Here is a 15298-nt window from a genome sequence, read left to right on the forward strand (position 1 = left end):
CAAAAAAGGAAATGAAAGTATAACCAATTAAACTTAAAAGGGGATTAAATAAAGGATTAAATAATATAAATATTTGTGTAAGTATTTATATAAGTATTTGGTGGGTTAAAAAATGGGGGTTATATTTTAATGATAATAAAAAATGCAAGATATAATATACTATTATTAGGATTAAAAGGCTTGACTTAGGGAAGATAAATTCCCTAAGTTTAGAAATATTTAAAAAATTTTAATATTTTAAAAAATACTCTTGAATTTTTTTAGGATCACTTGTTTTTGTAAGCGCTAACATAAGCAAAACTCTTGCTTTTTGAGGATTCAAATCTTCAGCACTAATAAAACCTAATTTTTCATCTGAATCACTCACAGCAACACGACCTGCTACAACCCTTGAACTTACAACAACATCAAGTCCTTTTTTTATAAGCTCTTTTAAAACATTTTTTTGATCTTCATGTATACTTCCTGCACCACTTCCTGCAACAACTATGCCCTTAGTTCCATGTTCAAATAAAGCTTTTGCAGCGACACCGCTACCATCATTTGAATAGCTATAAAGAATATCTACTTTTGGCAAACTTGTGAGTTTGCTTACATCAAAAGGAGCGTTTTTTGCATGGGCTTTAGTAACATTATTATAGAAAAAGACTTTACCATCTACTATATAACCCAAATCCCCAAAATCAGGAGAAGAGAAAGCATCAACATTTAAACTATGGGTTTTTACCACGCCTCTAGCACTTAAAATTTTATCATTCATAGCTACCATAACACCCTTGCCCTTAGACTCTTTATCAGCAGCTAATGCTACAGCATTGTAAAGATTTTTTGGCCCATCTGCACTTATAGCAGTTGATGGACGCATAGCGCCAACTAAAACTACAGGCTTATCACTTTTAATGGTTAAATTTAGAAAATAAGCAGTTTCTTCCATGGTATCAGTACCATGAGTTATAACCACACCATCCATCCCTTCAGCAAAAAGCTTATTGATTTCTTTAGCAAGCTTTAGCCAAATTTCATCACGCATATTTGAACTATCAATATTTGCTATTTGTTCCCCACTAATATTAGCTAAATCTTGAATTTGTGGAACCGCTTTGATTAAAACATCTACACCAACAACCCCAGCTGTATAACCTGTTGTAGCAACAGCACTATCAATAGAACCTGCTATCGTTCCACCTGTTGCTAAAATAGCAATCTTTGGTTTAGCTTCTGCCATACATGCTCCTATAGATAAAAATACTAATATACATAATAGTAACTTTTTCACATTTCTCCCCTTATTTTGTTAAAATTCGTTTCATTAATGAAACTTATATAATATTAATAAATAATAAATAAAAATTTTATAAAATTTATAAAATTTCTTTAATAACAAATTGTGGAGTTACCAATCCTCTAAATTCATTCTTAGAAATACTTCCAAGCAAAGAAATATTTTGATTCAATTCTGGCTCTTTATCAAAATTAAAAAATAAAGCTTCTATGGTTTTATTTTCCTTGGTTAAAATAAGCTTTAAGTGTTTTTCATCTTTACCTAGAAGTTTTTTATTTTTTACACAAAGATTTTCTAAAACAAAAAAAGGTCGTGGATTTTTATGTCCAAAAGGTTCAAAAGATTCTAAAATTTCAAGCATTTCGAAATCAATTTCGCTAGGTTCTAAGATTCCTAAAATTTCATCCGTATCCAAAAATTCACTTTCAGAAATTTGCGAACATTCTTTTTTGATTTTATTTTTAAATTGTTCAAAATTTTCAGAGTTTAAACTGATTCCAGCAGCACCTTTATGACCACCATAATTGCTTAATATAGAATTTGTCTTAGAAATTAAAGCTAAAATATCAATCTTACCAACACTTCTTGCACTGCCTTTTAAGTGTTCTTCATTTTGAGAAAATACAAAAGCAGGTTTATTAAAATATTTAGCTAAACGACTTGCCACAATCCCTAAAACCCCTTCATGCCAATTTAAACCCGATACCACAATACAAGAATCGTTTTCATCGATTTGATTTAAACTATCTTCAAAAAGCTGTTTTTCTTCATCTTTACGACTTTCATTAAAACTAACAATTTGCTCTAGATATTCTAAAGCTTTATTAAAATCTTTAGTGTGTAAAAATTCATAAGAAATACTTGCATCATCCATTCTTCCAGCGCTATTTATAAGTGGAGCAATTAAAAACCCTATATTATCAAGAGCAAATTTATCCTTTTGATAATAATGCTTAATAGCCCTAAAAGCAGCTCTTTTGGATTTGTTAATATGATCTATACCACGCCTTACTAAAGCACGATTTAAATCTCTAAGCTCCATCATATCTGCAATAATTGCAATCGCCAAAAGTTCTAAAAATTTACTCATATCGTATTTAAGCTTGCAAACTTCTTTTAAAGCTGCTATCAAATACCATGCCACTTGAGCTCCACAAATTTCAATTTCTGGAAAATCACAATCTTTTTGCTTTGGATTGATAATGGCAAAAGCATCAGGCAAAACATCTTGGGGCATATGATGATCAGTGATAATCAAATCTATATTTTTTTCTTTGCAGAGTTTGGCTGCTTCAATAGCAGCTATTCCATTATCTACTGTTATTATTAAATTTACATCAAGTTCGTTGATAATCTCAGCATTTAATCCATATCCATCTTTAAAACGATTTGGAATTCTTACTATATAATCAAAACCTATATCATCGAAAAATTCTGCCATAATAACACAAGAAATGATTCCATCAACATCATAATCCCCTACTATGGCGACTTTCTCATTTTTTTCTACAGCTTCTTTGATGCGATTAGCTGCTTTATATGCATCCTTTAAACAGCATGGCAAAGGCAGATCACAAAGTTTGGTATGCAAATCTTTTTCAAAGCGTGAAGCCAAAATTTTTTTAATTTCATTTTTATTAATTATCTTCATAGTTTATAGCTGCCTTGATAAAACCGCAAATCACAGGATTAACATGCTCAAGTCTTGATGTAAATTCTGGATGAAACTGCACAGCCAAGAAAAAAGGATGACAGTTAAGCTCAACTGCTTCGATCAATCCTTTGCTTTCACCACTTACAATCAAACCGTGTTTTTCAAAATCTGCTCTATATTTTGGATTTGCTTCATAGCGATGACGATGGCGTTCTTTTACACTTTTTGCTTCATTATAAACCTTAGCCAAAAGGGATTTTTCCTTAATATCGCATTTATAAGCTCCTAAACGCATAGTTCCGCCTAAAGGAGTTTTTGCAGTACGAATTTGTTTTTCTCCATTTGTATCCATAAATTCATCAATCAAATAAACCACAGGATTTTGGCATTTCTCATCAAATTCACTTGAATTTGCATCTTTAAGTTTTAATACATTTCTAGCAACTTCCACCAAAGTAAGCTGCATACCTAAACAAATTCCTAAAAAAGGAATTTTATTTTCTCTTGCGTATTGAATGGCTTTTATCTTACCTTCTACACCACGATATCCAAATCCCCCCGCAACTAAAATTCCACTCACATCTTTAAATACTTCAGCACTTTCCATATTTTCAAGTTTTTCACTATCTACCCATTTTAACTCCACTTTAGTATCTAGAGCTGCGCCTGCGTGTATAATAGCTTCAGTAAGGCTTTTATAGCTTTCTTTTAAATCCACATATTTGCCTACAAAAGCGATTTTAACTTCATTGCTTGGAGCTATAACTCTTTTTACCAAAGAGTCCCAATTTTCCATGTTAGGTTTTAAATTTTTCAAATCCAAAATTTCAGCAATAGGGCTTAAAATATCTTGCTTTAAAAAATTAAGTGGAATTTGATAAATACTAGCCGCATCAACACTTTCTATCACGCAATTTTTTTCCACCCCACAAGAAATAGCAATTTTATCTTTTAAATCTCTATCAAGAGCTTTTTCACTACGACAAATAATCATATCAGGACTAATGCCTATGCGTCTTAACTCGCCTACACTATGTTGAGTTGGCTTTGTTTTTAATTCTCCTGTAGCCTTGATAAACGGTACTAGAGTAAGATGAATATTCATAGCATTATTTTTACCCACTTCCAAACGCAAAGCACGAATAGCTTCTAAAAAAGGCAAGCCTTCTATATCCCCAACAGTTCCGCCTATTTCAACGATGAGTATATCTTTGCCTTCTCCTGCTTTTTTAATGCGATCTTTGATTTCTCCTACTATATGAGGGATAACTTGAATGGTTTTGCCAAGATATTCTCCACGCCTTTCTTTTTCAATCACACTTTGATAAACGCGTCCTGTAGTAAAGTTATTATCTTGAGATAAACTCTCATCCAAAAAACGCTCATAATGTCCCAAATCAAGATCCGTTTCTGCTCCATCATCAGTTACAAAAACTTCCCCATGCTCAAAAGGACTCATGGTGCCTGGATCGACATTGATATAAGGATCAGCTTTTAAAATACTCACTTTAAGCTCTGAATTTTTTAAAAGTGTTGCGATAGAAGCAGCAGCTATCCCTTTACCCAAAGAACTTAAAACTCCGCCTGTTACAAAAATATATTTTGTTTGTTTCATTGATAATAAGCCTTATTTTTTTATCTAATTATAGCTTGATAAAACTTTTTATTTCATTAGAATTTTAAGTAAAAAATGCAAGAATTATAAAAAATATTTTTATCAAAAAAGGAATAAGCATGCAAATCACTTTACTTTTTCACACTCCATTATCTATTTGTTCTCATGCAACAAGAACTTGTTGGCAAAGCTTTGAAAAAGGCGATTGCGGTGGCGAAAAAGATAAAGAACTTATCGATCGCGTGGGTAATAAATTCAAACACGCTTCAACCTTAGAACATCTAAACTATACTTTTTATATACAAGGAATTTCAAGAGCTTGTTTGCAAGAAGTTGCAAGACACCGTCACACTAGTCCTAGTGTAAAAAGCACGCGTTATACCTTAAAAGAACTTCGCAATGAAGCTGAATTTAAAACAGGAGATTTTGAAAATGCAAGCCGTTATCTTGTGCTTTGTGGCAATGAAGAGGTTGATAACGCAAGTATTAAAGCCTTAGAAAATTTACGCACTATTTTACAAAAAAGCATTAGTCTAGATATAGCCAAATACTGCTTACCAGAAAGTTATAAAACCGAACTTACACTAACGATTAATGCAAGAAGTTTGCAAAATTTCATATCTTTGCGTAGTTCAAAATCAGCTCTTTGGGAGATTAGAAATTTAGCAAATGCTTTATTTGAAGCCTTACCACAAGAACACAAATTTATATTTGAACATTGCCTACATAAAGATATAGAATAAATCATACTAATTTTATCTTATTTAAAATATTTTTATGCTACCATTTATAAAATCAAGCTTTATGCAAGTATATTTTCATATACCTTGTGCTTGATTATAGTTTCTTATAAGGACTTTTTATGGATAAACAATTTTTTCAAGATTTTTTAATGCTTTCACAAGCTCATACTATAGCTACTCTTGCTATGCTTTGTGTTGCTTTTTACGCATTAAAAAAAATGCGGGATATAAAAATCAATTTTTCTCTTCGCATGCTATTTGCGCTTTTAATGGGTTTGGGGTTTGGTTTTGCTTTGCAATATTTGGCAAATTTTCCAGATGCTAAAGAAGCAAGTAATATTCTTTGGTATAGTGAAACAAAACATTGGTTTGCATTTGTAAGTTCTGTTTTTGTAGCTTTTATAAAAATGTTGGTTGTTCCCCTTGTAAGCATTTGCATTATAAAAGTAATTATAGAAATTGATAAAAATATCAAAATATCCTCCTTGCTTGGAATAAGTCTTTTTTGGATACTCTTTAGCACAGCCATAGCTGCAACCTTGGGTATATTTTTAGGTTATAGTTTTGATTTAGGAAGTAATTTTGCTATACATGAAGGAGATAAACAAATTCGCGAAATTCAAACTTTTTCAAATATTATACTAGGGCTAATACCTAGCAACATCATTACAGCTATTAATAAAGAAAATATTATAGCTATTGTCATTTTTTCTTTTTTTGTAGGAATTAGTGCTAAAAAAATTTCTAAAAAAGAAGAGTATGAACAAGCCTTTAAAAGTTTTCATAATTTTATCCTAATCTTTTATAATATTATGATGAACATGACTGCTACAGTTATTAGATTTATGCCTTATACTGTAGTTTGTATGATGGCTAATGTGCTTTTAAGCAATGGTTTTGAAGCTATCAAAACAGCTGGGCTTTTTATAATGCTTATTTATATGGCTATGTTTATAATGTTTGGGGTGCATTTTTTACTTCTTGCTTCACAAGGGCTAAACCCTATAAAATATGCAAAAAAAGCATTTCCTGTATGGTTATTTGCATTTAGCTCAAGATCTTCTTTGGGCACTTTGCCTATGACCACTTCAACTTTGCAAAATAAATTTGGAGTTAATTCAGCTATAGCTAATTTTGTAGCATCTATAGGTACAACAACAGGACTTAATGGTTGTGCAGGATATTTTCCAGCTTTAGCGGCAGTTTTTGTAGCTTTTGCTACACATACACATATTGATTTTACATTTGCTTTAATGATAGTTTTGGTAGCTGTTATTGGATCCTTGGGTATAGCTGGGGTACCTGGAAGTGCAACTATGGCAGCTTCTATTATGCTAGCAGGGATTGGATTTGGTAATAATTTTGTCATGCTAAGTTTGATTTTAGCCATAGATCCTATTATAGATATGGCAAGAACAGCAAGCAATGTCTCAGGAGCTATGACTTCGGCACTTTGTACTGCAAAAAATCTAAAAGCTCTAGATAAAGAAATTTACAATTCTTAATCTTTTAAAACCCAATGCTTTTCATTGGGTTTTAGTATTTATTGGCAACCTTCACATTCTATGCTACGATCTGCAACATTAACTTTTTCACTATCAGGGCTTTCGCTTCTTAAATAATAAGTAGATTTTACTCCAAGCTCCCAAGCGAGTTGATAAATTTCATTTAAATATCCCCCACTTGCTTTATCAAGTGATAAAAAGATATTTAAACTCTGCCCTTGATCGATCCATTTACCACGCACAGCAGCAGCCTTTACAAGAATTTTTTGATCAAGTTCGTAGGCTGGAGTATAGTATTGCCAAGTATCAAGGCTTAAATTTGGCACAACAACAGGTATCATACCACTTAAATTTTGTTCAAACCACTTTCTTTTGTAAACAGGTTCTATAGTCTGCGTAGTACCCACCAAGATAGAAATAGAAGAAGTAGGCGCAATGGCCATCAAATAACCATTTCTCATACCATCTTTTTTAACTTTTTCTCTAAGTTTAACCCAGTCGCATTCACTTTGATCAAATAAGCCTTCTCTTAAAGTTAAAGCTTTAGCCTTAGGACTTGCTACATCAATAGGAAAAATCCCCTTGCTCCAATTTGATCCTTCAAAATCTTCATAAGAACCTTTTTCAAGAGCTAAATTTGAACTCGCATTAATAGCTTCAAAGCTAATTTGCTCCATAATCTCATCGATTTTATTTAAATGCTCATCGCTTCCCCAATGAATCTTAGCCTCAGCAAGCATTTGTGCTTCACCCATCACTCCAAGTCCTATGGCGCGAGATTTTAAATTTGTATCTTTTACTTTTCTATGAGGATAAAAATTTAAATCAATTACATTATCAAGCATACGAATAGCCGTTGGCACAACACGCTCTATATCTTCTTTAGTATATACTTTGCTAAGATTTATACTTGCTAAATTACAAACGGCTGTTTTTCCATCATTTTTATATTTTTCCACTATATAAACTTTATTACCATCAATGCTATCTAAAGTTGATATTTTTTTGGCTGGTTTTTCATATCCCCCATCGATCACAACCTTTTGCTCTTCATCAAAATGAAGCTCATCTCCATTTTCAAAAACTACTTTAATTTGATAATAATTTGGCTCGGTATTTTGAAAAATTTCAGTACATAAATTTGAACTTCTAATAATTCCTACATGAGCATTTGGATTTGCTCTATTAGCACTATCCTTAAAACATAAAAATGGCAAGCCTGTTTCAAAATAATTTAGCAAAATTTTCTTCCAAAGCTCTTTAGCTTCTACGATTTCTTTGGTAATGCTTTCATCTTTTTCATATTCTTCATAGCGTTTTTCAAAAGCCTCGCCATATAAATCACACAAATCCGCTGTATCTGCAGGATCAAAAAGAGTCCATTTATCATTAGCTCTTACTCTCTTCATAAAAAGATCATTGATCCATAAAGCAGGGAAAAGTTCATGAGCACGGCGTCTTTCTTCACCTGAATTTTTACGCAAATCAATAAAATCACTTATATCCATGTGCCAAGGCTCTATATAAACCGCTATAGCCCCTTTTCTAGTACCTAGTTGATCTACTGCCACGGCAATATCGTTGGTAATTTTCAAGAAAGGTATAATCCCTCCTGCGGCATTTTTATGCCCATCTATGCTTCCACCCATAGCACGCACTTTAGACCAATCCCAACCTATACCACCACCAAATTTAGAAAGTAAAGCCATTTCTTGATAAGAATCAAAAATACCTTCAATATTATCAGGGGTTGATCCTATATAACAAGAGCTAAGTTGATGGCGCGTTGTCCTAGCGTTTGATAAAGTTGGAGTTGCAAGCATGAGTTCAAATTTAGAAATAAGATCATAAAATTTCTTTGCCCATTCTTGGGGATTAAATTCATTCTGCGCTAAAAACATCGCAATGGCCATAAACATTTGTTGAGGAAGTTCTATAGGCATACCTTTACTATCTTTAATCAAGTATCTATCATATAAAGTTTTAATACCAAGATAAGTAAATTGCATATCGCGTTCAGGCTTAATATAAGCATTTAAATCATCTAAATCGTATTTTTCTTTAAGACCAAGTAAAATTCTTCCTTCTTTTTCGCCCTTTTCAAAATATTCACGCAAATGATTATAGCGATTCATACCATTAACTTTCTTATACAAATCAAATAAAAAAAGTCTAGCTGCAACAAAGGTCCAATTTGGACAATCAATATCTATCTTATCTACCGCGGTTTTAATTAAAGTTTTTTGAATTTCTTCAGTTGAAATTCCATCGCGAAATTGAATCTTTGCATCGAGTTCAAGTTCGCTTAAATTCACACCTTCTAAATCTTTTACAGCATCAGAGGTGCATTTTTTAATCTTAGAAATATCCAATTCTTCTGTGCGACCATTTCTTTTAATAACTTTCATTGCCTTCCTTGCTTTTTATTTAAATGTTCTTTTAAAAATTGCATCAACATTTTTTGTATAGTAGTTATAATCGAAACATTTTCTTACATCCTCTTCGCTCAAACTTTTTCTTAAATCCTCATCCTCTAAAAGTGCCAACAAAAACAAACTTTCATTTTTTTCATTGATAGCAGCCTTGCCATTTTGCAAATCCGCCCAAACTTTCATAGCATTTCTTTGAACTATTTTATAAGCTTCTTCACGACTAATGCCTTTAAATGGAAGCTCTAAAAGCACCCTCCCTGAAAATACAAGCCCGCCTGTAAGATTTAAATTTTTCATCATATTTTCAGGATAAACCAAAAGCTTATCAACCATATTTGTAAGACGCATAAGCATAAAATCAGCCGTGATAAAAGCATCAGGCAAAATAAATCTTTCGACACTAGAATGAGATATATCTCTTTCATGCCAAAGTGCAACATTTTCTAAAGCTGGAGTTACAAAAGATCTAAGCACACGACAAAGCCCTGTGATATTTTCACTTAAAACGGGATTTCTTTTATGTGGCATAGCTGAACTTCCCTTTTGTCCTACACTAAAATACTCTTCAGCCTCATAAACTTCAGTTCTTTGAAAATGTCTTATGGCTACAGCGATTTGCTCACAACTTGAAGCTAAAATCGCAATAGCAGAAATAACTTGAGCGTAACGATCTCTTTGAATCACCTGATTTGAAACAGGAGCGGCTTTAAGACCTAAATTTTTACAAACTTCTTCTTCAAATTCCAAAGGTGCATGAGCAAAATTTCCCATTGCACCGCTGATTTTTCCATAGCTTATCACTTCTTTTGCATGTTCTAAAAGCTCTTTTGCATGCAAAATTTCATCATACCAAATAGCTAACACCAAACCAAAAGTGATAGGCTCTCCATGAATTCCATGACTTCTTCCTACCATTAAGGTGTTTTTATGCTCCAAAGCACGCTTTTTGATCACTTCTAAAAGTAAAGAAACATCTTCTAAAATAAGCTCCAAACTCTCTTTTATCTGTAAAGCAACAGCTGTATCTATACAATCAGAACTTGTCATTGCATAATGCACAAAACGACTCTCTTCTCCCAAACTTTCACTTACACTTGTAAGAAAAGCGATAACATCGTGTCTTGTGGTTTTTTCTATTTCATCTATTCTTGCAATATCAAATTTTGCATTTTTAAGAATTTTTTCGCAGTCTGTGTCATCAATGAGACCGAGTTTATTCCAAGCTTTTACAGCGGCTAATTCTACTTTTAACCACGCATCATATTTTGCTTGCATGTCCCATTTTTTAGCCATGATTTCTCTGCTATATCTTTCAACCATCTTTGAAACCTTTTTAGCTATAATTTTATATTTTAAAAAACGGAAATTATATCAAATTATCCTAAGAAAGTTATTAAATGGCCTACATAAAAATAAAACTCTCAAACAATGGAAAAAAGGCGTTTCAAGTCCTTATGGAAAATTTAAAAATTAGCATAAATGAAGCACAAAAACTCATAGACAAAAAAAGACTTTTTTGTAATGGAATTTTAGTAGAAGAAAAGAATAAAATTTTAAATGGTTTAGTAGAGCTTATAGTCTATGAAAACAACCCCAAAGGAGTAGAAATTGTCTTTGAAAATGAAGACTTTGCCATACTTGAAAAAGAAAGTGGGATCTTAAGCCATCCAAATGGTAGACATTGCAAATACAGTCTTAGTGATGAAATTTGGCATCTTTGGGGAAAAGAAGCTTGCGTAACACACAGGCTCGATAAAGAAACGAGCGGACTTATACTTATAGCCAAAAACAAAAAAGCACAAATTGATCTTAAAAGCTTATTTGAAAAAAAACTAGTTCAAAAAGAATACCTTGCTCTAGCTCATGGAAAAATAGAAGAAAATTTTATAGTTGATAAAGCTATAAATTTAACTAAAAACTACGATGATATAAAAACAAGAATGCAAATTTGCAAAGAAGGAAAACAGGCTATCACTGAATTTGAAATTTTAGAATACTTTCCTAAAATCAACGCTACTCTTTTACTTTGCAAACCCTTAACAGGCAGGCAACACCAAATAAGAGTGCATTTGCACTATAAAAACCATACCATTTTAGGAGATCCGCTTTATGGGCTTAGCAAAGAACAAATCGAAAGCATTTTAGATGAAAAATTAAATCCTAAAGAACGCTTAAAACTTACAGGTGCCTTGCGTTTGTGTTTGCATTCTTATCGTTTGAAATTTCAATATAAAAATCAAAATTTTGATATCAACTCAAAAATAAACATAAAAGAAATTTTCAACAATTCCATAAAATAAAATGATGTTTCACTACGCTACAATCAATCACTTTTTTACCAAATTTTAAAACAAAAAAAATAATTCTTGCTAAAACTTTAAGTATAATTAAATAAAAAAGCGAGATTTTCTAATGAAATTTGTTAATTTTATACAGGATCAAAAACCCAATCTAGGAGTACTAAATTCTAGTGGAAAAATTGTAAGTTTTGCTGATCTTGGCATTGAAACTAACGATATGAATGAATTTATTATCTATTTTGATAAATTTAAACACAAGCTTACAGACTTGGATTCTAAAATAGCCTATGAAATTCCAAAAGAAGATTATCTAGCTCCTATTATAGAACCTCGTCAAGATATTATATGTCTTGGGATTAATTTTTTAGATCATGCCAAAGAATCTGCCAAATTTAAGGGTGAAAAATTTGAAGAAAGAGAATATCCTGTATATTTTGGAAAACGCTGCAATCAAGCTACGCCACCTTTTGGTGATATACCTTTACATGCAGATGTAACTTCTCAGCTTGATTATGAATGTGAGCTTGCATTTATTTTAAGTAAAGATGCTTATAAAATCAAAGCTAAAGATGCAAAAGATTATATCTTTGGCTATACTATTATCAATGAAATTTCAGCTCGCGAACTTCAAAAACGCCACAAACAATTCTACCGAGCAAAAAGTCTTGAAGGTAGCACTATAATGGGACCTTATATCACAAGTGTAGATGAAATTTCTTATCCTCCTAAACTCCAACTTCAAAGCTATGTCAATGATGAACTGCGCCAAAACTCTAACACCCAATTGTTTATTTTTGATATTGCTTATGTCTTAGAAGAACTTAGCGCGGGCATGCTTTTAAAAGCTGGAAGTATTATATCTATGGGAACTCCTAGTGGAGTGGGCATGGGGTTAAATCCACCTACTTTTTTAAAATCAGGAGATAAAGTACGTTGTGTCATAGAAAATTTAGGAGAACTTTGCAATAAAATAAAAAAACTTTAAATAAAAAATATCAATATATTAAACAATTTACCAAAATTAAAGTATAATGACATTCTGAGAAATTTAAACTTAAGGTAGAAATTTATTATGAAAAAAATAATAATAATTTTATGTTTATCTTATGCAAATATAGTCTTTGCAGTAGATATGATAACCCCTATTCCAAATTCCATCCCTTATGATAAAGAAAAAGCTAAGCTTGGAAAAAGTCTTTATATGGATAAAAGCTTATCCAAAGATGGAAAAGTTTCATGTAATACCTGCCATAGGCTTGATCAACACGGCGTTGATGGACTTGAATTTTCAATAGGAGTTGATAATCAACTTGATAAACCTTTTAACACTCCTACAACCTTTAATTCTGTGTTTAATTTTGTGCAATTTTGGAATGGCAGAGCCAAAGATTTAGCAGAACAAGCAAAAGTGCCTTTTTTTAATCCAAAAGAAATGGGACTAAGTCCTGAACTTCTTTTACAAAAAGTTAATTCTAATGAAGATTATGTAAAAACTTTTAAAAAACTTTATGGAGAAGTTACGGTAGAAAACATAGCTCTTGCAGTTGCAGAATTTGAAAAAACCTTAATCACTCCAAATTCTCCTTTTGATCGCTATCTTAGCGGAGATCAAAATGCTATTTCAGCTCAAGCTAAAAAAGGTTATGAAGATTTTAAAGCTAATGGCTGCATTTCTTGTCATCAAGGTCAAAATATAGGTGGAAATATGTTTCAAAAAATCGGTATTTTTGAAGAATACCCAAATCAAGAAGATTTAGGACGCTATGAAATCACAAAAAGAGAAGCTGATAAAATGATATTTAAGGTTCCTAGTTTAAGAAATATAGCCAAAACCGCGCCTTATTTTCATGATGGTTCTATACCTACTTTAGATGCTTGTGTTCAGTTTATGGCTTACTATCAACTAGGAAAATTTTTAGATCAAAAAACAGTTGATAATATAGTTGCATTCCTAGAAAGCTTGACAGGAGAATATCATGACAAATAAAAAAAGTTCATTTTTGATAAAATTTATTATTTTATCTACGCTAGTTTTAGCTTTTATTCTTGTTTTGCTAGGTATTATTTTTAACAACTACTCCTCATCTAAAGATAATAAAGACTTAATAAACATAGTTCAACAGCTACAAATTTCAGATGAAAAAATCAATTCCGTTTTTCAAAATAGTTTTAATTTTATTAACTATGATCCAAGTGTTCAAGCAATAAAAAAAATGCAAGAAAACTTTAAAAAACTTAAAACTTTTGGGATTGATATAAGCAAAGCGGAAGAAATTTTTAATGCCAAACTAATCCAGCTTAATTATTTCAAATCCGCAAATTCCATAGCGGTAAATTCAAAACTTTATTTGTTTGAGTTAGCTAAAAATTATTTTGAAGAATTAGAACAAAACCATGAAACAAATAAAAACAACTATAGAACAATGAGTTCTATGTTAAGCGTTCTTTCAACTGAAAGTATTTTGCAAAAAACAACACTCAATCAACTCAACAGCCTTATGAAAGAAATCAAAAACGATACAAAAAGTGAAAATTTACAACTTTTTCTAAAACACTATAAAATGATTGTAAAACAGATTTCTATTATGCAAGATAATTCTTCTATTTATGAGAATAATTCTCTTATGAAAGAGTTAAAACAACTTAACGCTTTCACTCAAAATGCTGTAGAACAATCTAATTTATTTAAATTTTATATCGCTTTAACAGTATTTGGAATCACTCTTGTATTATTTGTATTTTTTATTTTATTAACACTAAAAAAAGTCATCATGCCAATTCATACTTTAGAAAAACTAAGCGCTAATTTAGCTAGTAAAGAAGCCAATCTACACTCTCGTTTAAATATAGATCCAAAAAGCGAACTTGGACAAAGTGCTCAATATATTAATTCATTTATATCCACCGTTCAAAACTCAATCATAGAAGCCATAGAAAATGCTAAATCAAGTCATCAAAATTCACAAAAGCTCAAAAACAACTCTATGATGCTTGAAAACAGTTCTAATTCACAACATGAACAAATTCAAGGCGTTAAAGAAATCACCTATGTCCTAGATGATCATATCAATCTTGCGGGAAATTTAGCACAAGAAAGCATAGAAAATATGCAAGATATGCACATACTGATGGATAAGGTAGAACTTACTCTATCTGAACTTGTAAATTTAATAAATGAAAATAATGAAAAAGAGCAAAATATAGTAGCCAATATGGATAATCTAACTCAAAGTGCAGATAATATCATAGAAATTACAAGTTCTATTAGAGATATAGCCGATCAAACCAATTTACTTGCCTTGAATGCAGCTATTGAAGCTGCAAGAGCGGGCGAACATGGACGGGGTTTTGCAGTTGTTGCTGATGAAGTAGGTCAACTTGCCGATAAAACAAGTAAATCTCTTTTAAATATAAATGCTACTGTTAATGCTATAGTCCAACAAATCAATGACAACAAAGCCTTGATGGATCTTATCCATGATTCTATGAAAGAAACCTCTTTAAAAACCAATGATTTACAACAAGAACTTGTAAATTCTATGCATAAACTAGAAAGCTCTATAGAATCAACCCAAACCATGAAAGATAAAAGCATGGAAGTAAAAGATAAAATGCTTATCCTAGGAACAAGCATAGACAAGGTTAATGAACTTGCAAATTCTGTTAAAGATTTATCATCCGAAATCAATAATATCTCTCAAAATGTTCTAAATGGTGCGTCTAAACTCTCTGAAAAATTAAGTAGCTTTCAGTAACTTTTTTCGTGT

General features: G+C 31.6%; 11 protein-coding genes. 6 read left to right on the forward strand and 5 right to left on the reverse strand.

Features of this window, described 5'->3' with window-relative positions; genetic code table 11:
• Positions 1-229: 229 nt before the first annotated feature.
• The 3 genes from AJN64_RS08720 to AJN64_RS08730 form a co-directional block, all read right to left on the reverse strand.
• Positions 230-1255 (reverse strand): type II asparaginase, encoded by a 1026-nt coding sequence (locus AJN64_RS08720; protein WP_261665715.1) that lies wholly within the window; start codon positions 1253-1255, stop codon positions 230-232.
• A 106-nt stretch (positions 1256-1361) separates the two neighbouring features.
• Positions 1362-2933 carry a single-stranded-DNA-specific exonuclease RecJ gene (gene recJ / locus AJN64_RS08725; protein WP_070209968.1) on the reverse strand — a complete coding sequence of 524 codons (1572 nt, stop codon included), beginning with the start codon at positions 2931-2933 and terminating at the stop codon, positions 1362-1364.
• Positions 2920-4551, reverse strand: coding sequence for a CTP synthase (locus AJN64_RS08730; protein WP_053872891.1), 1632 nt, complete (start codon positions 4549-4551; stop codon positions 2920-2922). Before AJN64_RS08730 ends, recJ begins: the two co-directional genes overlap by 14 nt.
• Positions 4552-4670: 119 nt before the next feature.
• Here AJN64_RS08730 and thyX point away from each other — a divergent pair, with 119 nt between their 5' ends.
• Together thyX and AJN64_RS08740 are read left to right on the forward strand one after the other, a co-directional pair.
• Positions 4671-5294: an FAD-dependent thymidylate synthase gene (gene thyX, locus AJN64_RS08735; RefSeq protein ID WP_044778558.1), complete on the forward strand. Its 624-nt coding sequence runs from the start codon at positions 4671-4673 to the stop codon at positions 5292-5294.
• A 119-nt stretch (positions 5295-5413) separates the two neighbouring features.
• Positions 5414-6799 (forward strand): cation:dicarboxylate symporter family transporter, encoded by a 1386-nt coding sequence (locus tag AJN64_RS08740; protein ID WP_070292888.1) that lies wholly within the window; start codon positions 5414-5416, stop codon positions 6797-6799.
• A gap of 38 nt (positions 6800-6837) precedes the next feature.
• Here the strand turns inward: AJN64_RS08740 and AJN64_RS08745 are convergent, their stop codons facing one another.
• Positions 6838-9207, reverse strand: coding sequence for a ribonucleoside-diphosphate reductase subunit alpha (locus AJN64_RS08745; RefSeq protein WP_002860869.1), 2370 nt, complete (start codon positions 9205-9207; stop codon positions 6838-6840).
• Positions 9208-9222: 15 nt separating this feature from the next.
• Positions 9223-10551, reverse strand: coding sequence for an adenylosuccinate lyase (purB, locus tag AJN64_RS08750; RefSeq protein WP_070292889.1), 1329 nt, complete (start codon positions 10549-10551; stop codon positions 9223-9225).
• Between the two features lie 77 nt (positions 10552-10628).
• Between purB and AJN64_RS08755 the strand changes: the two genes are divergently transcribed.
• From AJN64_RS08755 to AJN64_RS08770, 4 genes are all read left to right on the forward strand, one after another.
• Positions 10629-11531, forward strand: a complete 903-nt coding sequence (locus tag AJN64_RS08755; protein WP_070277449.1) for an RluA family pseudouridine synthase — start codon at positions 10629-10631, stop codon at positions 11529-11531.
• Between the two features lie 112 nt (positions 11532-11643).
• A complete protein-coding gene (locus AJN64_RS08760) occupies positions 11644-12516 on the forward strand; it encodes a fumarylacetoacetate hydrolase family protein (RefSeq protein WP_070209964.1) in 873 nt (290 codons plus the stop codon).
• Positions 12517-12603: 87 nt separating this feature from the next.
• Positions 12604-13518, forward strand: a complete 915-nt coding sequence (locus tag AJN64_RS08765) for a cytochrome-c peroxidase (RefSeq protein WP_044778565.1) — start codon at positions 12604-12606, stop codon at positions 13516-13518.
• A complete protein-coding gene (locus AJN64_RS08770; RefSeq protein ID WP_002860864.1) occupies positions 13508-15286 on the forward strand; it encodes a methyl-accepting chemotaxis protein in 1779 nt (592 codons plus the stop codon). The genes AJN64_RS08765 and AJN64_RS08770 overlap by 11 nt, the downstream gene beginning before the upstream one ends.
• Positions 15287-15298 lie beyond the last annotated feature (12 nt).

The sequence above is a fragment of the Campylobacter sp. BCW_4332 genome (assembly GCF_001763175.1).
Lineage (GTDB): Bacteria > Campylobacterota > Campylobacteria > Campylobacterales > Campylobacteraceae > Campylobacter_D > Campylobacter_D jejuni.

Coding starts and splice junctions, on each gene's coding strand:
- recJ (WP_070209968.1), bottom strand. CDS start 2,933: ATGAAGATAATTAATAAAAATGAAATTAAAAAAATTTTGGCTTCACGC.
- AJN64_RS08730 (WP_053872891.1), bottom strand. CDS start 4,551: ATGAAACAAACAAAATATATTTTTGTAACAGGCGGAGTTTTAAGTTCT.
- thyX (WP_044778558.1), top strand. CDS start 4,671: ATGCAAATCACTTTACTTTTTCACACTCCATTATCTATTTGTTCTCAT.
- AJN64_RS08740 (WP_070292888.1), top strand. CDS start 5,414: ATGGATAAACAATTTTTTCAAGATTTTTTAATGCTTTCACAAGCTCAT.
- AJN64_RS08745 (WP_002860869.1), bottom strand. CDS start 9,207: ATGAAAGTTATTAAAAGAAATGGTCGCACAGAAGAATTGGATATTTCT.
- purB (WP_070292889.1), bottom strand. CDS start 10,551: ATGGTTGAAAGATATAGCAGAGAAATCATGGCTAAAAAATGGGACATG.
- AJN64_RS08755 (WP_070277449.1), top strand. CDS start 10,629: ATGGCCTACATAAAAATAAAACTCTCAAACAATGGAAAAAAGGCGTTT.
- AJN64_RS08760 (WP_070209964.1), top strand. CDS start 11,644: ATGAAATTTGTTAATTTTATACAGGATCAAAAACCCAATCTAGGAGTA.
- AJN64_RS08765 (WP_044778565.1), top strand. CDS start 12,604: ATGAAAAAAATAATAATAATTTTATGTTTATCTTATGCAAATATAGTC.
- AJN64_RS08770 (WP_002860864.1), top strand. CDS start 13,508: ATGACAAATAAAAAAAGTTCATTTTTGATAAAATTTATTATTTTATCT.